The sequence below is a fragment of the Larkinella sp. C7 genome, assembly GCF_006149005.1.
Classification (GTDB): domain Bacteria; phylum Bacteroidota; class Bacteroidia; order Cytophagales; family Spirosomataceae; genus Larkinella.
In genome coordinates, this window is record NZ_VBSL01000001.1 from 56575 (window position 1) to 73960 (window position 17386).

A 17386-nucleotide genomic window follows, 5' to 3' on the forward strand; every position below is an offset into this window, starting at 1 on the left:
TTTAGATCTCACCTTTAATACCGAAATGACCATTAGGTAACCCATCTTTTTTCAGAAAAATTAAAATTTATTTTTGGGTTACATTTGACCCGGAATCGTATTAAGTATGCAAGGAACCAATGACAGAGTCCAACCGTTTGCATGTATCTGACGACCAACTGCTTGCAGGGTTAGCCAACGGTTCGGACGAGATGCTGGAAGAACTATACAGGCGGTATTTTCCGATGGTTTTGCACCTGATTCAGAATAACAGCGGCACCGAAGACGATGCCAAAGATATTTATCAGGAAACGCTGATCGTCCTGTACGAGAAAGTGACATCGGATTCGCTGGAATTGCATTGCCAGTTAAAGACGTATCTCTATTCGGTGAGTCGCCGGCTCTGGCTCAAGCAGTTATCGAAGCGGAGTCGAAACGGATATTCACTGATCGATACCGAAGATCTGGCCGATGTGGACGCTGATCTGATTGATCATGAGGCTCGTGACCGCCAGTTCGACCTGATGGCCGATTCGCTCGACCGCCTGGGAGAACCCTGCCGGACGCTGCTGGAGGATTTTTACATCCGCCATCTGTCGATGCAGGACATTACCGAAAAATTTGGCTATACGAACGCCGACAATGCCAAAACACAGAAATACAAGTGTCTGATGCGGCTTAAACGGTTGTTCTTTTCAGTTTTTAAAGAGGAGTAAGATGATCGACCACCAAAAATTCACCGACTGGATTGACAAATGGCTTCGGAACGAGCTGACGGAAACGGAACGGCTGGAATTTGAAACGCTCCGTCGGTCAGATCCGGTTTTGGCCCAGCGCGCCCTGGAACAACAGCAACTGGCAAAGGCCCTGAAAAACTACGGCCAGCGGACGGACTTCCGCAGCCGTCTGAACCGGATTCATGCCCGCCTGGACATGGACGCCGTTCGGGACGAAGCCAGTCAGGTGTCTAAAGTTCGGAAACTGCACCGCAACGGCGGAACGATCCGGCAGTTGTGGCAAACCTACCGCCCCATTCTGGCGGTGGCCGCTTCGGTTGCGCTCATTACGACCTTCGGAACGCTGATGCTGGTGCGGCAATACCAGTCGAGCCACAAGCAACAAGAACAATATAGCATGATGCGCCGGGACTTGCAGGCCATCCGGCGCTCGCAAAACGCGATTTTGCAGGACCTGAACGCCCGCGAACGCGCCTTGCAGATCAATCCGGGTCAGGTGGCCGGTTCGGGCTTTCTGCTGTCGCCGGACGGGTATCTGGTCACCAACACGCACATCATTCAGGATGCCGACTCGGTGTATATCCAAAGTACACACGGGGATATTTACAAAGCGAAGGTTGTTTACGCCGACCGTAAATACGACCTGGCCATTTTGCAGGTTCACGAAGACAGTGCCTTTCGGGTGAAAACCGTTCTGCCCTACGGTTTTGAAGCCGGGCCAACCGATCTCGGGGAGCGCGTCTTTACGCTGGGTTTTCCACGGGAAGAAATCGTTTACGGCGAAGGGTATCTGAGTTCAAAAACCGGCTATCGGGGTGACTCCACGGCGTATCAGGTGGCCATCAGTGTCAACCCCGGGAACTCCGGTGGTCCGCTGCTGGACGAAAAAGGCAATGTGATCGGCATCATCAGCGGCAAGCAAACCTCCACGGAAGGCGCTACGTTTGCCATCAAAACGGATTACCTGTTCCGGGCCATTTCCGCCATTCCGACTGATTCGCTCAAAAACAACTCGATCCGGATGAGCCGCAAGAACGGTCTCGCCAAACTCGCCCGAAAGGATCAGATCAAGAAAATCCAGGAAAGTGTCTACATGGTGAAGGTGTTCAAGCACGAAAAATAAGTCTCCGGAACCCCGGTTCACGCCTATCCATTCCAACTGAAAGCCGACTCCGAAAGAGGTCGGCTTTTTTATGAGCTTCATTTACCAAATTAAAATTAAGCGTTACCTTGTCCCTTCAATTGACGTCTTAGCAACCCTTGACCCGAATCTAAACGAACTCTTTCTTATGCAGGCCAGTGTCAGTAACCGAAAGCCCGCGGCTTTCACCGATAAGAAGTACCTCATTACCCTCGTATTTGTCACCTCCCTGTTCATGTTCTGGGGCATTGCCATCACGATGGGCGATGTGCTCAACAAACACTTTCAGCATGTCCTGAGCCTGACCAAAACCCAGTCGGCTTTCGTCCAGTTTGCCATTTTCGGAGCCTACTTCGTGATGGGGATTCCCGCCGGTCTTTTTATGAAGCGGTTTGGCTACAAAGCCGGTGTTTTGCTGGGTCTGGGACTTTTTGCTACGGGTGCCTTTCTGTTCGTTCCGGCGGCCAACGCGGCATCCTTTACCTACTTCGGGCTGGCGCTGTTCATCCTGGGCTGCGGACTTTCTACCCTTGAAACCGTGGCTCACCCGTTTGTGGCCTCCCTCGGCGACCAGCGTACGAGCGACCAGCGGATCAATTTTGCCCAGGCATTCAATGCGTTGGGAGCCATCATGGGGCCCGCCATCGGTGCCTACTTTCTGCTGCGGGGCAATACGGAAGGAAGCACGGACCTGACGTCGGTCAAGACGCTCTACATCGTCATTGGCAGCGTCATCGCCGGGATTGCGGTGCTGTTTTCGTTCGTCAAAGTCCCCGCGCTGACCGACCCGCACGGTGCGGCCGCCGTCGATCCGGAAGCTGTCAATGTGGATATTGAACCGGGGAAGGGTCTTTTTCAACACCGGCATTTCGTTTGGGCTGTCATTGCCCAGTTTTTCAATGTTGCCGCTCAAGCCGGAACCTGGGCGTTTTTCATCAATTACGGCCACGAAAAAATGGGCTTTTCCGATGAAACCGCCGGGAATTACATGGTTTTGTTCATGGGACTCATGCTCGCCGGACGGTTTGTCGGCACTTTCCTGATGCGCTTTATCGCTCCCCATTCGCTGCTGGCGATCTTTGCCGCCAGCAACATCGTCATGTGTCTCATCATCGCCCAAAGCTGGGGCTGGCCTTCCTTCATCGCACTGCTGATGCTGAACTTCTTTTTCAGTATCATGTTTCCGACCATTTTCAGTCTGGGTTTGAAAAACCTGGGTTCCCATACACAGCAAGCCGCTTCGTTTATTTCGATGGGTGTCTGCGGTGGTGCGCTCTTTCCGTTTGCGATGGGTGCCGTCGCCGAATACGATGTGGCTGCGGCCTATTACCTCCCGATTATTTGTTACGCCGTCATTTTTCTGTTCGGTTCCAAATTTTCGAAACCGGTTTAAACACCCCCGCTTATCGGTATTGTATTGCGAAACGCCAGCCTGTGCTGGCGTTTCGCTTTTCAGGCAAGTCTGGCAAATTATTTGTTTGTAAAACGAATAACATCACTACTCCCTACAAATCGACATGGCACGCCGGTATCGTTTCGTTTCCCTTTTCCTCCTTCTGAGCAGCGCGGTTTTTGCCCAGCAAATCACAATGCGCGAACTCATCGACCTGACCTGCCTGAAAACCGCCCAGTTTGATTCCTGCCTGTTCCGAAAAGGATTTTTGTTCAAAAACCGCTCCGAAAGTGTAGCAAATCCGGCTTGTATTTACGAATTTCAGGCGTTTCCCTACGTCAGTTCGCTGAACCAAACGTCGGCCCTGATTCAGTACATTTGCAACGGTCGGCTGGGCTTACTGAATTTTCAGCAGCCTTCCAAAACCGTGCAGGCGGTTTTGCGCCGGGAATTGATCGGAATGGGCTTTCAGCCCGCCGAAACCGTGGCCGGTTCGGAACGGACGGAACGCCAGATCTTTTACAAAGATAAAATCGTTGTCAGTTTCAAACCCGCCGACTCGGGCAACGGCATTGCCGGAAACTATAGCGGTTATAGCATTTCGATTCACCACGAGCGACGGCTGTGAGGGGGTATCAGGCAATCCAAAAGCCACCAAGCGACCGCTGGACGGGCGTCAATTAAATTAATAGGTTTCCATTTATTAGAAATACTGTCAACGCAACCAGATACTGCTAGCGCATGAACGATCATAGTATTGTTTTAGCTGAAAAAACTGATCCCATTTCATTCACCAATGGTCTTATTATTGAAAACGACGCACGTAAGTCTGAATATGCCCTCATTATACATTTCTTAAAACGAACACTTAAAAGAGAGATTAAATGCGACTATATATCACCGGAAGAGATAACCGATGAATTAATTTGCAATATCCTGATGGATGCGAAATATGATTGGATTATGTACCGATTAACCATTGGTTTTTCCAGCCTTCGGATTGCCGAAATCGCCCATCTTTTTCAATCTAATACTCGAATCATTGCAAAAACTTCCGCCAGAGTAAATGAAAAGGACATGCTAGTTCTTTTTGACGGATTTCTGCATTTAGATCTCAATAATTTTTATGACAAACAGTTTCTTTTCGCTTTCGAAAGAGAGTTGAATCGACTGTCTAGTCAACATGAAATAGACAATGCGCTTTCCACTATCCTTCAACAAGCTGAATGTTTTGGAAGTGGGGGACTTCGACATTATAACCGTTCGTCCCTGGAAAATTACAGAAGAGAAATTAATCAGCTAACTCGAATAGAACCCATATCGGGTAAAAAATCAAAAAAGGTCATTAAAACAAGCAAATGCCGAGTCTTATTTCTCGCTTCGGATCCAGTCAATAACGCTCGGCTAAGGCTTCAGGAAGAATATCGTGAAATTAATGAAGTTCTTCTTAAGGGACGATTGAGAAATAAATTTATACTTGATAGTAGAAATGCAGTACGCGCCGGGGATATAACACAAGCCATTCATGATTTCTCCCCTGATATCATTCATTTCTCGGGACACGGAAGCACTACGGGAATACAGGTAGAAGATCAGTTTGGCAATAGTAAACTAATTAAAAAAAACGAATTAACGAATCTCTTCAAACTGCTTTCGTCTAAAGTCTCGTGCGTCATTTTAAATTCATGTTATTCAAAAGATCAAGCTGATGCGATAGCTATGTATATCCCTTTTGTCATAGGGATAGAAGACGCTATTTCCGACCAAGTTGCTATCAGCTTCACAGTTGGCTTTTACAAGGCTCTTGCGGGCGGTAATACGATTCCAAAAGCATTTGAATTTGGCAAAGTAGAAATCGGACTGCAATTAGGAAAAGATACCGATGGGATTGTTTTATTTAGCCAGAATAGTCAAAAATAGCCATCGGAAAGCTTATAAACGAGTAAAAAGTGCGAATTACAAATTGGTTACAGAGTCAGTCGGGATTGCAACGGCTCCGCCCGCCCGGCGCTACGGTGGACCGTCTCGATCAGCGTTTCTTATTGTGTCTTTTTAAGTAGGGTTCCTATGTCGAACATATCCATCATTATTGAAGAACGCCCGGCCGACATTGGCCATTTTCTGGTCGGTCGGCTCCTACCCTTTCGTGAAAAGAGAATGGTGGGGCCTTTTATTTTCATCGACCACATGGGACCTGCCCACCTGAGCGATCACGAGAACATCGACATCGGCCCCCATCCACACATCGGCCTGTCGACCCTCACCTATCTCTTCGACGGAGCCATTTTCCACAAAGACACCCTCGGCACGGAAGTAGAAATCACCCCCGGTCAGGTCAACTGGATGACGGCTGGAAAAGGTATCGTCCATTCGGAAAGAACCCCGGAACACCTGCGTCATTCGGACAAAAGCCTGCACGGTTTGCAAATCTGGGTGGCTCTGCCGAAAGAGCTGGAAGAAATGCCGCCTTCGTTCTTCCACGCGAATGCCGACGAAATACCGGCCTGGGAAACCGATGACGTTTCCTACAAACTGATTGCAGGGACGGCTTTTGGGCGAAAATCACCCGTGCCGGTTTACAGCGATCTTTTCTTTCTGGAAATCAAAAGTCCAGTTACGAAAACCCTGACCATTGGCCATGAACTGATTGGTGAAGCGGGCCTGTATATTTTGGAAGGCAGCATCGAAAGCGAAGGCCATACATACGAACCCAAACGCATTCTGGTGGCCAAAAACAGCCAGCTTTGCGAATTTACGATCAACGCCAACACCACGATTTATGTATTTGGCGGAGAACCCTTTGCCGAACCACGCCATATCTACTGGAATTTTGTAGCCACCAGCCTCGAACTTATCGAACAGGCCAAACAGCAGTGGCAAAATGGTGAATTCCCCATGATCGAGGGCGAAACCGATGTGGTGCCGCTGCCCCCGCAACACCGAATCTGAAGCAAAAACCGTAAGGGCTGCGCCATCGGTAGCCTGGTAACGGTGGTCGCACGATGATGTCGGTGAAAATCGGGTGAGAAATGGCTGGCGAATGAGGCCGCCGTCTTATTGCCAGATCACCGAGCGGTCGATGCTAGCGAGAGTCGCCCGACCGGTCAGTGTCATGGCTAGCTCCAGTTCATGTTGCAGAATTTGCAGCACTTTTGCGACGCCCTCGGCTCCTCCGCAGGCCAGGCCAAAACAGATCGGTTTACCAACCAAAACCGCGCTGGCACCCAGGGCAATGGCTTTCAGCACATCCGTTCCGCGTCGAATGCCGCCATCGAGCAAAACCGGTATTCGCTGGTCGACCCGCTCGGCAATGCGCGGAAGGGCGTCGATCGTGGCGGGTACAGTATCCAGATTCCGGCCACCGTGGTTGGAAACGATGAGGCCCGAAACGCCCGCCTGAACCGCCCGTTCGGCATCGTCCGGGTTCAGAATGCCCTTCAACAAAACCGGTGTTCTGGCAAATGACTGAATCCACTCGATGTCTTTCCAGGTAAGCGGTTTTTTCTCGACCAATGGCCCGCCCATGTGGGGCGTGCGCACGCCGTCCGGCAATTTAAATCGGCTCCGGTGTTCCCGGTTCCGGACGCCGGGCGTGGGCGTATCCACGGTAATGCAAAGGGCACGATAGCCCAGGGCTTCCGCTTCCTGAATCAGATCTTTGGTAAACGCCCGGTCGTCCCGAACGTAAAGCTGAAACCAGAGCGGCTGCGTCGCCCGCTCCGCAATTTCAGCGAGGGGCGTGGTCGTAAACGAACTGACGACGTACAGTGCCGAAGCCGCTCCGGCTCCCCGGACGGTAGCCAGTTCACCTTCGGGGTGCAGGAGCCGATGGTAGGCCGTGGGCGCAATCAGAATGGGATGCGATAAGCGGGTTCCAAAAAGCGACACGCGGGTGTCGAGCCGGCTCACATCCGTCAAAACCGTCGGGTTGAGCCTGATCGCATCCAAAGCCTGCCGGTTCCAGCGGAGGGTCAGTTCATCGGCGGCCCCGCTCGCTACGTATTCGTACGCCATTTTCGTCATCCAGTCAACCGCACTTTCTTCGAAGTCAAACAGATTGAGCAAAGTTGATAAATCACGCGGCAGGGCACCGGGCGGTCTTTCTTCCATACGGATTCTCTTGGTTTTCCAACGTACAAATGGAAAATCCGGTCCAATTCTACCCGAAATACAGGTTCAAAATCCGAAATTTCCTGTCAACCACCGGCCCTTCATTCACTCCTTTCCTGGCGGTTTTTCAATGCGAAACGAGCCAACGGTTCCCAAATTACCGTTCAGTAAAAACCGTTTCCGAGACGATGGATTCTGGGTTTCAGAATGATACCTTAGTACCCGTTCCTGTCTGGTAGATCGGGCCGGAACACCCCGCTTCATCAACACCCGACAGGTCCTTCATTCACCCTAAATCCTTCCTCCTACCGCCATGGCGATCAAACGTGTTATTGCTCATTTCATGCACGAGTTTGAGCAAAATGCCGCCCGGCAATTGCTCTCCCAGACCGAAGAAACCGAGAGTTTTGTCATTGGCAGTGCCGACGACACCCAAATTGCAGCCTTACGCGAACAGGGTCTGATTGTGGAAGAAATCCCGGTTTCAGAACCGCCTGCCGCTGACGATGATCCGCGTCGGGCGGGGAGTTTCTCCGTTGGCCGGCCCCGGGGCGGTTTTGTGGAGAATGCGGAAGATTTTCCGCGCGACATTGATTTTTACAAAGTATACCTGAACGGTCCGTTGCTGGAATCCCAGCGCGATCGGCTGCACATGCTGGACGTCAGCCCAATCGAGTTTTTTCCCCCCAACTCGTTCTCCGCCCGACTGTCCATTGCGCAGGTGCAGGATTTACGCAACGAGTCGTTCGTCACGGACGTGGTGCGCTACGCCACACCCGCCATCAAGAGCAGAACGACGACCCGTGGCATCGGCGGGGGCATTCCGCAGTTGGGCAGCATAAAAACGTACGACGTGCTGCTCCATTTGCCCGACGATCTCGACATCGTGGTGGATGCCCTTCGTGACCGGAATACCCTGGTGGTTCAGGCGAAAGGACGGAAAATTCGCATTCAGGCGCTGGAAGACGACCCCCTGCTCGACGACCTCCGATCCATGCCAGAAGTATTTGACATTGAAGAATATACACTCCCGAAACTCTTCAACGACGCGGCCCGTCAGTTGCTCCGGATCGACAACGCACCCGTACCGCCGGGGCTGACGACGACCAACATTCCCCAAACCGGGAAAGGTCAGATTGTGGGTGTGGCCGATACCGGTATCGACGACACCCATCCGGATCTGGTCAATCGCCTGATTGGTGCGGTGGGTCTGGGACGGCCCGGCGACCATTCCGACCCGAACGGCCACGGAACCCACGTGGCTGGCTCGGTAGCCGGTGACGGGTCGGCGTCGGGCGGAGCCATCAAGGGAACCGCCCCCGAAGCCTCCATTTTTTTCCAGTCTTTGCTCGATGCGCGGGGCGGATTGGGCGGTTTGCCGCTCAACCTCGCCGATCTGTTTGAGGAAGCCTACCTGAAGGGAGCGCGGATTCACAACAACAGCTGGGGTGCCAATACCGAAGCCCGGTATACCTTCAATTCCAACGAAGTGGACGAGTATGTCGATCAACACCGGGATATGCTCATTGTTATTGCGGCCGGCAACGACGGCGACGCGTCCAAAGCCAGCCAGCGGGTGCAGCCCGGTTTTGCCGACTGGCTTTCGGTGGGGTCGCCGGCAACGGCCAAAAATGCCCTGACGGTGGGTGCCAGCCGCAGCAACCGCACGACAGGCGGACTCGCAGCGCTCACCTACGGCAATGTCTGGAGCGGTTCGTTTCCGGTCAATCCCAGTTCGTCCGAAACCGTGTCGGGCGACCCCACCTCCCTGGCTGAGTTCAGTAGCCGGGGGCCATGCGACGACGAGCGGATCAAGCCCGATGTGGTGGCCCCCGGAACCGACATCGTTTCGGCCAAATCCAAACTGGCCCCCCTCCGGAACTTCTGGGGACCCGACACCCGCCCGGAATACGCCTACAACGGCGGCACCAGCATGGCCTCTCCGCTCGTGGCGGGTTGTGCTGCGCTGGTTCGTCAATATTACATCGAAGACCGGAACCTGGCCGAACCCAGTGCCGCACTGCTCCGGGCCACGCTCGTCAACGGCACCAAATGGCTGACGGGCCGAAGCGCCGTGGCCGAACACCCTACCCTGCCCAATTTTCACCAGGGTTTTGGGGGCATCGATATGGGCCGGACCATCCCGAACGCTGCGGAAACGTTTGATCTGGTTTTTATCGATTCCTGGAAAAACGATCCCCTGCTCCGGTTTGTAAGAACCGGCCAGCGGTTTCAGTTTGCGTTTAACCTCCCGGCGGCAAGCTGGCTGCGGCTGTGTCTGGTCTACACGGATTCTCCCGGCCGCTCCCTGCAAAACGACCTCGATCTGACGCTGGAACACCGCCCGGCAGCCGGGCCTGCCACCAAATGGGTCGGCAACCAGGACGCCGTGGCCAATCAGTTGTTGAAAACCCCGGATCGGAAAAACAACGTGGAGGTCATTCGGCTGGAGGCTGCGCAACCGGGGCGGTATCTGATCAAGGTCAGTGCCTATAATATTCCCAAACCGATTTCGCAGGATTTTGCGCTGGTGCTAACGGCCCCTTCCATCCAGAGTTTCGGACGTATTTAACACGGTTTTCCCCTTAGAACAATGGTATTTCGCATGATTCAGGCCGAATTCGGCGACTGTTTGATTTTAGAAACCCCGGATGCGGCCGGCGTTATCCGCTACATCCTGATCGACGGCGGGCCGGAACGGACGTATGACAATCACCTCAGTGGGGAACTCGACGCCATCAAGCAACGGGGCGGGCAGCTCGATCTGGTGGTGTTGAGCCACGTCGACGGCGACCACATCGTGGGCTTGCTGGATCTGTTTTCGGAACTGCTGCAACGGCCGCAAATCTCGGTTTCGCAACTCTGGTTCAACAGTTTCGATCAAGCCATCGGGCAGAATAACGCCATCGCCGTTCGCGTCAGTGCGGTTTTTCAGCAGGCGGGTATGCAGGGCGTCCGCATGGCAAATACCGAAGAAGTAACACTTCAATCCATCAATCAGGGCAACAAACTGCGAACCCGGGCGCAGCAACTGAACATTCCGATTAACCCCAATGTGCCGGGCGGTCTGCTCAAAGCCACGGGCAATCCCTTCAAACTGCAAATCGGGGGAATAACGCTCACGGTGGTCGGCCCCACCGCCCGAAACCTGGCCGAACTGCGAAAGGAATGGCAAAAGTGGCTCGACAAACAGGAGGAAGCGGTTGCCTCCGCCGACATCGAAAGTTTTGCGATGGCCGACGAAAGCATTCCAAACCTGAGCAGCATCTGCTTGCTGGCTGAATCGAACGGCGTTCGGGTGCTGCTGACCGGCGACGCCCGGGGCGATCACCTGTTGCAGGGCCTGAAGCAGACCCGCTTGTTGCAACCCGACGGCTCCATCGATGTCGATGTGCTGAAAGTTCCTCACCACGGCAGCGACCGCAACGTAACGCTGGATTTTTTCCGGAAGGTGCGGGCCAGGCAATACGTCATTTCGGCCAATGGAAAACACGGCAACCCGGATTACGACACCCTGAAATGGATCGTTACGGCAGCCACGGTTCAACAACGGCCCATCGAACTGGTTTTGTCGAACCATACGCCCCTGATTCAGCAGTTTCTGGACGATTTTCCGCAGCATGAAAATACGTACCAGATCCGGTTTATGCCCCCCGGAGCGCACGCGATGGTGGTTTAGTGCGACCCGTTCATGGCCCGACGGAAGCCGGTTTGGTTTCAGCGAACTCCGTTGGAAGCCGAATAACGACCCACGTTCCTTTTCCTTTCTCGCCGATGAGCAGGCACCGGCCCCCCAGCAGGGCCACTTTCCGGCGTATCGTTTGGATTGCGGCCGAAAACCGGTCCTGCCCCCCGCCCGGCTCCGCAGAAAGGGTCAATCCGTCGCTTTCGTCACTCAGGGTGACATACAACGATGACAGAACGTATTTTAACCGGATCGTCAGTTTGGGGCCTCCCGATTTTTCCAGAACCGTTTTGGCAAGTTCCTGGACAAGTTGGAGCAAAATGGGTTCGGCCCGGGGCGGAATGGGCCGGGCTGGGCCATGCCGCGTAAGATCGACCTCGAACGGGCCTGATTGGCGAATGCGATCACAGATTTTTTTCAACCCTTCCCACAAATCCGGGTTCCGGCCATTCATCAGGGTGTTCGAAACGCCCCGCACTGCCTGGATGCTGGTCTGGAGAGAATCGAAGGCCTTTTTGAAATCAGGTGTGGTGGATGAATCGCCGATTTTCTCTTCGATGGTGTAGATGACCAATTGCGTCACGGTTAGCAACTGCCCGACGTTTTCGTGGAGTTCGGCAGCCGTTTCCTCAAGCAGCACCTGTTGCATTTCCAGCCGGGAAGCCAGGCTTTCCCGTTCCAGAGATTCCTGCTTTAACCGATGGATGAGCTGGTTGCGCAATTGCCGTTGCCGTACCAGAAAGAGACCGACGCTGATTGCCCCTGTGATCAGTATAAAAACCGGGAGATACCCAACTTCACAATCCATAAAGGCCCCGGTTGTTGCATCCCTCAGCCTTCCCGAATAGACTCACCATATTTTCAATTGTTTAGGTCAATGAAGGTCACTCCCTTTCGATACCCTTTCACGATAAAACCGTGATCGGAATTGGTAAATTTGCTGTTGGTTTTTTGTAGATTCAAGGGGAGAATTCCCGTATTTTTTCGGAAATTTCCGTTCAACGATTCGTCTTGATCAGCAGCTTGTTTATACCGGAAACCCATCCTGTCCATGCGTCATTTTTCTCTGGCCTTTCTTTTTTTCATTCTAGCTTTGGCAGACGCATTCGCCTTAACGCCGGTGGATAGCTTACGAAAAAAACTGGCGCAAATTCCCGCTGCCAATCATTCGTTTGAAAACGATACGGCACGGATAAAACTGCTCTGCGAACTGGGAAAACTCGCCACGCAGGACGACACCGCGCTGGTCTTTTTTCAGCAGGCTATCGGGCTGTCTGAAAAACAGAAGTGGAACCGGGGACTCATGATCGCCAATTGTTATTACGGCTATTATTCCGGCCGAAAAGGCTATTATTACCGGGCCTGCGAACACCTTTTGCGGGGGCTACATATCGCGGAGGAATTACAGAACAAATCGTACAGGGGTTTTGCACTGCGCTATCTGGCAGATAACTACCTGAATCTCAATGAACCTAAAAAAGCAATGGCTTATTACAAAACCGCTATGCCGGTTTTGCTGGAAGCCGGGGATACGCTGCGCTACCTGATTTCGATCAACAACGTGGGAATCATTCATTTTCGGAATGCCGCCTACGACAAGGCGATAACGTTCTTCAACCTTTGTTTAAAGAAAAACCGCTTCCCTTATTTTATCGAGGTAGAGGGGTATTGCCTGGTCAATCTCTCGGCATGTTACCAACATAAAAAGGCGTATGACCGGGCATTATCTTACCTGGAATTATTCCGGAAACTGAAGCAGAACAACCCGAATGAGATCGCCGTGGCCGATGCTCAAAAAGCACGAATTTTACTTTTGCAGGGCTACCCCAACAAGGCGTTAGCAGTTGCCCAAAAGGCTTACCGGGGAACTAAAAATCTGATGGGGAGTACAATCGCCGAACTCAACGAGGTTCTCTATCTGGTAAACAAAAAAAATGGAAATTTTAAATCGGCCCTTTTGCATCACGAAGAACTGACTACAATCCAAGCAAAAGACAAAAATGATATGCAGCAAAAGCAGATCAATGCGCTACGTTTTGAATACGAAAACGAAAAAAATAAAATTCAGGTTGAACGACTCAATCGCGACATCGACAAAAAAACAAACGAACAGCTTATCCTGTTTGGCAGTATCGTTGTGTTCCTCCTTTTTATCAGTTTACTCATCGTCAACAACTACCTTTTGAATAAAAAGAACCGGCAGATTCTCCAGGTTCAGCACCAGCTCGCCATCTCCAACCAGCAACTAAACCATGTTAACAACACCCTGGAGGAACGCGTGCTGTTGCGGACATCCGAACTCACCGAAGCCAATACCGAGTTGTTACGAAAAAACCGGGAGATTCAGGAAGCATACTACAACGGACAGTCGATCGAACGCAAGCGGGTCGCGTCCGAATTGCACGACAACCTGGGCAGTACGCTGGCGGCTCTGAAATGGCAGCTTACCGGTTTTGAAGTCGAAAACCTCTCGGCTCAGGAGCAGCAAATCTACGCCAATTTACTCGCCAGCATGGACCAGGCGTATACCGATGTTCGTTCAATATCCCACAATTTAATGCCTCCTGAACTGGAAAAACTGGGCTTGTCGGTGGCCCTCGAAAGTCTGGTTGCGGATCTGAATCGAAGTGGACGGCTGGTTCTTTCCTTCGAATCCACTTACCGCCAGGGGTTGCTGGGCAAAAAACAGGAAATGGAACTGTATAGCATCAGTCGGGAGCTGATTACCAACATTTTGAAACACGCCCAGGCTTCCGTCGGCCAGATTCGCCTTTCGGTGTCCGACCATTTTCTGAACCTCATCGTTTCCGACAACGGCATCGGTATGCGGTCCGACCTGCATTCCAACGGCATGGGACTCAAAAACATCCTGGAACGGGTGGCCGCCATTCCCGGCGAAATCCGGATCGATTCGGCTCACCCGTCGGGTACGATCGTCATGCTAACGATTTGGAAAGAACAATGGGCCTGAATTGGTGCGGATCATAGACGTGAAGAAAATAATAACCAAATCCGGCCAGGCCAAACTGTAAATTAGGACAGAATAGATCCGACCGCTCCGGCTTCCGGTCTCCATATCCATTTCCGAGCGGCCGGTCCTGGTCCAGATAACGTTCAATGAGGGCATCTGCCATCGGTTCGTCCGGAATAGCCTCCGATGCCGCTGTTTGGAACAGCGAACGGAATGCCCGATCCAGATCCGGATCTTTCAGATGCCAGTCGGGCTGGCTCCTGTTCTGACCGTCTGCCAAACTCCGACCCGTGGGCCGGGCACTTTTCACTACAAAATCCAGCAATTCAGACTGGTGACAGGTTGTTAAAACGGTTTGCAGAAAAAACCGTACCCCTTCAATTCCCTCCTCGAAAGAATCATCCAGCAACTGATAGACGACCTCGTTCCGGCCGTCTACGGGCCGATACGTCAACCAGTTGCATGACCACTCCCCGGTTTTTCTGTCATAATACCAGGTGGCTTCCCGGCACAAGGCAATGGCAATCCGCACGGCCGCCAGCAGATACGGTTTCCGGCTTAACCCCGGCTGGCCGAACCAGTCGATTTCATCGACCAGCCGAAACCGATCCCCCCGGTACCCATCATCTCCACCACCTGGCAAAGCCTGCCAAGCCCCCGAACGGAGTTTGGCAAAATGGTCGAACAGAAACGGGTATTGAACCGGCGACGAAGGGTTCTGATGAAAGTTTTCCGGGTCAAATTCTTTTTTCCGTAAAACAACAAACACGTTCTGAATTCGGGTTTCCGGATCCGGATCCTGACCGGCTTCCATCAGCGCATCTGCCAGTTGGAAGGAACGATCCATACCAAAACTCGTTCCGGTATGCGGTTCTTCCGCCACCCCGAGACCGGGAGCCAATTCCCTGACAAACAACGGGACATCCGGCCGAAGCGCTTCGTTTCGGCTCAGCTCCCGATAACTGTTTTGCAACAGAATGGCGACCAGGTTTAGATACCGGTGATCGGTATACAGCACGGCCGAATCGGCCCGGTTGTATTTGTCCGGATTGGCCACAAACTTGAGGATAAAAGGTATTTCATGGCGGTTAAAACCGTTCTGAATTTCGCGCACCAGACAGGTGACGGCGGCTTTGGTCGGTTTCAGGTTAAAATAAAACCGGATTCCGCCCCGGTCATCTCCTTCGGACAACTGCCGGCCAAACAGCCAGTTGAACGGCACCGCATCCGAAACCGTTCCAAATTCGTGGGTTGGCTCGTTCGATTCCAGCAGAATCCAGCCCGAATCGGTTGCGACCCCGGTTTCGATGTATTGCCCGCCACTGACCCAGCGCGCCTTGCTGCCCTTCAGCAAAACAACTTCATTGGAATGCCGGGCGGGCCGAACAGCGCCGGTTGTATACCGCCATCCGCCGGTATTCCAGAAGTCAAGCCTGACGCCGGAGTCCGCATGGGTAAACTGATCGACGTCATTCGGGCCTTCCGTTGGTTTCTGGTTCGGGCGAATATAATGTTCCCGGTACAACCAAACCTGGAGTACGGCTTTCAGATCGGTGGTATCGAAGATGTATTTTTTTGCCAGCATATCCTGACAAATCGCTCCGGTTTTGTCATCGCCGTTCAGGAATATCTGCTGCTTATCTTCCGAGATCCGGATCAATCGCACAAGCGACTTGAGTTGTTCTGTTGGTTCGTAGGCCATTTCTTACCGGTTTGAGTCCATAAAGTCAAAATTCGCGAAGAACCGATTCGGTTTCGGTAAGACAACGCTGCGCATAGGCATACACCTTGGGGAAATCCACCAGCTTGCTCTGCGCCCCTTCTACCGCCCATCGGTAATAGTGCTGCAGCAGAATAACGCCCAGCAGTTGCATGACTTTCCAACAGGTCGGATCAAGGGGATCGATTTTCCCGACGACCGACTCCAGCAGGACGGGAATCAATGCCCAATATTGACCACTGGCAAGCGCGGGGACGTCGAGGGTGTCCGCCGTCGTGAACCGGGCCACCAGATACTCGGCGGCCAAGCTCGCCATTTCCCAGTCAGGATCTCCCACACTGGCAAACTCCCAATCGATCAGGAAATACGGGGAATCCTGATCCGGTGTATTTCCGGAAGTCAGAATGTTTCGCCAGCAAACGTCCGTGTTGATCAGGTGAGTAAACTGCCAGTTGCGCAGCAATCCTTGCAGCAACCCTCTGTGTTGTTGGACAAACCGACCGAAAGCCGACAGATACCGGTTGTTGGCTTTCTCAATTTCGAGAACATCCTGCTCTCTTAGGGTGAGTAGCCAAGGCGTAAACGTGCCGAAGCGATGCAGGTAGATCGAATCACAGGCCGTTTCCGCCCTCAGCTTCTGCCGCAGATAAGCCAGCATTTGACCAATCTGACGCGTAGGATTCCGGAGTCGTGTCCCCCGCAACGGTGCGGGAGTGCAGGCTATCAGGGCTTCGAAGGTAAACGTCTGATCCGAATGATCCAGAATCAGCACCTGGTTTCGGGTGTCGATTGGCATCACGGCTTTCAGGCAGTGTTTTTCCAAACCCAGGTGCGGTTTTTCCACGAGTTCGTAAAACAGCAGTTCTTTCCGTCTGTCCATCACATCCGTAATCCGCCGGGTTTGCTTCAGAAAAAGATTCTTCCCATCCGTTCTTCGGACGATAAAATTGGCATTGCGGCTTGAGGGGAACGGATTATCGATCATGACCAGATTACCTGCCACGAATTCCTCCCGGTTAACAATTCCGCGGTTCTGCAGGTACTGAAAAACCGTATAGCCCGTCAGCGCAATCATTTGATCAATGAGCGGTTGCTGTGGTTCAGAGAAGTCGTTTCGGCAATTGCTGACAGGTTTAACTTCGCACTGAGTGTTGAGAACGGATTCTTCTCCCACTGCTGTTGACTGTCGTCGCTGAAAACAAAATCGACATCTGCCAGCAGGTAATTATCAAAACCGGGGCTGTCGGTATCGGAAGGGTCAACGAGCTGTTGATTGGGCGGACAATAAAAAACCGTATCGCTCCGCCATTCAAAATACAGTACTTTTCTCAATGCCGTATTGGCAAGCAGAAGAGCGGCAAATGGGCCTTCAGCAGAGAAATGCTGGCTAAAAGTGGTTTCATACTCGCCCGTACGGCGCATTTCCAGAATATCTTTATTCAAATCAACCGATAGGATCCATCCCTGGCGCAGGAGCGATCTAGCCGCGTCCTGCTCAAAGTCGGCTTCGGTTTTATCAACACCAAACTGCTTTTTGTGAAAGTCAACGTACATTTCCAGGGTAACATCGGTCGAGGATTGTGAGCTTTCCATCGGTTTGAAAGTTAAAGTAAGGTTTGCTTGATTTATGAATTCATTCTGCGCTGGTTA

The 17386-nt window shown here is 52.4% G+C and carries 14 protein-coding genes; 9 read left to right on the forward strand and 5 right to left on the reverse strand.

The features are described 5' to 3' along the window. The first annotated feature begins 119 nt into the window (after positions 1-119). The 6 genes from FH871_RS00240 (at position 120) to FH871_RS00265 (ending at position 6199) form a co-directional block, all read left to right on the forward strand. Complete coding sequence (locus FH871_RS00240; protein ID WP_138989347.1) at positions 120-695, forward strand: RNA polymerase sigma factor; 576 nt, start codon at positions 120-122, stop codon at positions 693-695. 1 nt (position 696) lies between these two features. Then, a complete protein-coding gene (locus FH871_RS00245) occupies positions 697-1839 on the forward strand; it encodes a serine protease (RefSeq protein ID WP_138989348.1) in 1143 nt (380 codons plus the stop codon). Positions 1840-2005: 166 nt separating this feature from the next. Then, positions 2006-3250 (forward strand): sugar MFS transporter, encoded by a 1245-nt coding sequence (locus FH871_RS00250; RefSeq protein ID WP_138989349.1) that lies wholly within the window; start codon positions 2006-2008, stop codon positions 3248-3250. Between the two features lie 124 nt (positions 3251-3374). Then, complete coding sequence (locus FH871_RS00255; protein WP_138989350.1) at positions 3375-3878, forward strand: hypothetical protein; 504 nt, start codon at positions 3375-3377, stop codon at positions 3876-3878. Between the two features lie 113 nt (positions 3879-3991). Further along, a complete protein-coding gene (locus FH871_RS00260; RefSeq protein WP_138989351.1) occupies positions 3992-5170 on the forward strand; it encodes a CHAT domain-containing protein in 1179 nt (392 codons plus the stop codon). A gap of 147 nt (positions 5171-5317) precedes the next feature. Continuing rightward, a complete protein-coding gene (locus FH871_RS00265; protein WP_138989352.1) occupies positions 5318-6199 on the forward strand; it encodes a pirin family protein in 882 nt (293 codons plus the stop codon). A 105-nt stretch (positions 6200-6304) separates the two neighbouring features. On the opposite strand, the gene FH871_RS00270 is transcribed toward FH871_RS00265, so the two are convergent. Further along, a complete protein-coding gene (locus FH871_RS00270) occupies positions 6305-7360 on the reverse strand; it encodes an alpha-hydroxy acid oxidase (protein WP_138989353.1) in 1056 nt (351 codons plus the stop codon). 313 nt (positions 7361-7673) lie between these two features. Between FH871_RS00270 and FH871_RS00275 the strand changes: the two genes are divergently transcribed. Continuing rightward, on the forward strand, positions 7674-9932 hold the full coding sequence (locus FH871_RS00275; RefSeq protein ID WP_138989354.1) for a S8 family serine peptidase: 2259 nt from the start codon (positions 7674-7676) through the stop codon (positions 9930-9932). Positions 9933-9965: 33 nt separating this feature from the next. After that, positions 9966-11039 (forward strand): ComEC/Rec2 family competence protein, encoded by a 1074-nt coding sequence (locus tag FH871_RS00280; RefSeq protein WP_171062718.1) that lies wholly within the window; start codon positions 9966-9968, stop codon positions 11037-11039. A 10-nt stretch (positions 11040-11049) separates the two neighbouring features. On the opposite strand, the gene FH871_RS00285 is transcribed toward FH871_RS00280, so the two are convergent. Then, positions 11050-11853, reverse strand: a complete 804-nt coding sequence (locus FH871_RS00285) for a sensor histidine kinase (protein WP_138989356.1) — start codon at positions 11851-11853, stop codon at positions 11050-11052. Positions 11854-12096: 243 nt separating this feature from the next. Here FH871_RS00285 and FH871_RS00290 point away from each other — a divergent pair, with 243 nt between their 5' ends. Next, positions 12097-14016 (forward strand): histidine kinase, encoded by a 1920-nt coding sequence (locus tag FH871_RS00290; RefSeq protein WP_138989357.1) that lies wholly within the window; start codon positions 12097-12099, stop codon positions 14014-14016. Here FH871_RS00290 and FH871_RS00295 read toward each other — a convergent pair. Genes FH871_RS00295 through FH871_RS00305 form a run of 3 tightly spaced genes read right to left on the reverse strand, consistent with a single transcriptional unit; the run spans position 13982 to position 17329 of the window. Then, positions 13982-15718, reverse strand: coding sequence for a T3SS effector HopA1 family protein (locus tag FH871_RS00295; protein WP_138989358.1), 1737 nt, complete (start codon positions 15716-15718; stop codon positions 13982-13984). The two genes, FH871_RS00290 and FH871_RS00295, sit on opposite strands and share 35 nt — an antisense overlap. A 25-nt stretch (positions 15719-15743) precedes the next feature. Continuing rightward, positions 15744-16811, reverse strand: coding sequence for a phosphotransferase family protein (locus FH871_RS00300; protein WP_138989359.1), 1068 nt, complete (start codon positions 16809-16811; stop codon positions 15744-15746). Further along, positions 16808-17329 carry a hypothetical protein gene (locus FH871_RS00305; RefSeq protein ID WP_138989360.1) on the reverse strand — a complete coding sequence of 174 codons (522 nt, stop codon included), beginning with the start codon at positions 17327-17329 and terminating at the stop codon, positions 16808-16810. The genes FH871_RS00300 and FH871_RS00305 overlap by 4 nt, the downstream gene beginning before the upstream one ends. Positions 17330-17386 lie beyond the last annotated feature (57 nt).

Coding starts and splice junctions, on each gene's coding strand:
- FH871_RS00240 (WP_138989347.1), top strand. CDS start 120: ATGACAGAGTCCAACCGTTTGCATGTATCTGACGACCAACTGCTTGCA.
- FH871_RS00245 (WP_138989348.1), top strand. CDS start 697: ATGATCGACCACCAAAAATTCACCGACTGGATTGACAAATGGCTTCGG.
- FH871_RS00250 (WP_138989349.1), top strand. CDS start 2,006: ATGCAGGCCAGTGTCAGTAACCGAAAGCCCGCGGCTTTCACCGATAAG.
- FH871_RS00255 (WP_138989350.1), top strand. CDS start 3,375: ATGGCACGCCGGTATCGTTTCGTTTCCCTTTTCCTCCTTCTGAGCAGC.
- FH871_RS00260 (WP_138989351.1), top strand. CDS start 3,992: ATGAACGATCATAGTATTGTTTTAGCTGAAAAAACTGATCCCATTTCA.
- FH871_RS00265 (WP_138989352.1), top strand. CDS start 5,318: ATGTCGAACATATCCATCATTATTGAAGAACGCCCGGCCGACATTGGC.
- FH871_RS00270 (WP_138989353.1), bottom strand. CDS start 7,360: ATGGAAGAAAGACCGCCCGGTGCCCTGCCGCGTGATTTATCAACTTTG.
- FH871_RS00275 (WP_138989354.1), top strand. CDS start 7,674: ATGGCGATCAAACGTGTTATTGCTCATTTCATGCACGAGTTTGAGCAA.
- FH871_RS00280 (WP_171062718.1), top strand. CDS start 9,966: ATGATTCAGGCCGAATTCGGCGACTGTTTGATTTTAGAAACCCCGGAT.
- FH871_RS00285 (WP_138989356.1), bottom strand. CDS start 11,853: ATGGATTGTGAAGTTGGGTATCTCCCGGTTTTTATACTGATCACAGGG.
- FH871_RS00290 (WP_138989357.1), top strand. CDS start 12,097: ATGCGTCATTTTTCTCTGGCCTTTCTTTTTTTCATTCTAGCTTTGGCA.
- FH871_RS00295 (WP_138989358.1), bottom strand. CDS start 15,718: ATGGCCTACGAACCAACAGAACAACTCAAGTCGCTTGTGCGATTGATC.
- FH871_RS00300 (WP_138989359.1), bottom strand. CDS start 16,811: ATGATTGCGCTGACGGGCTATACGGTTTTTCAGTACCTGCAGAACCGC.
- FH871_RS00305 (WP_138989360.1), bottom strand. CDS start 17,329: ATGGAAAGCTCACAATCCTCGACCGATGTTACCCTGGAAATGTACGTT.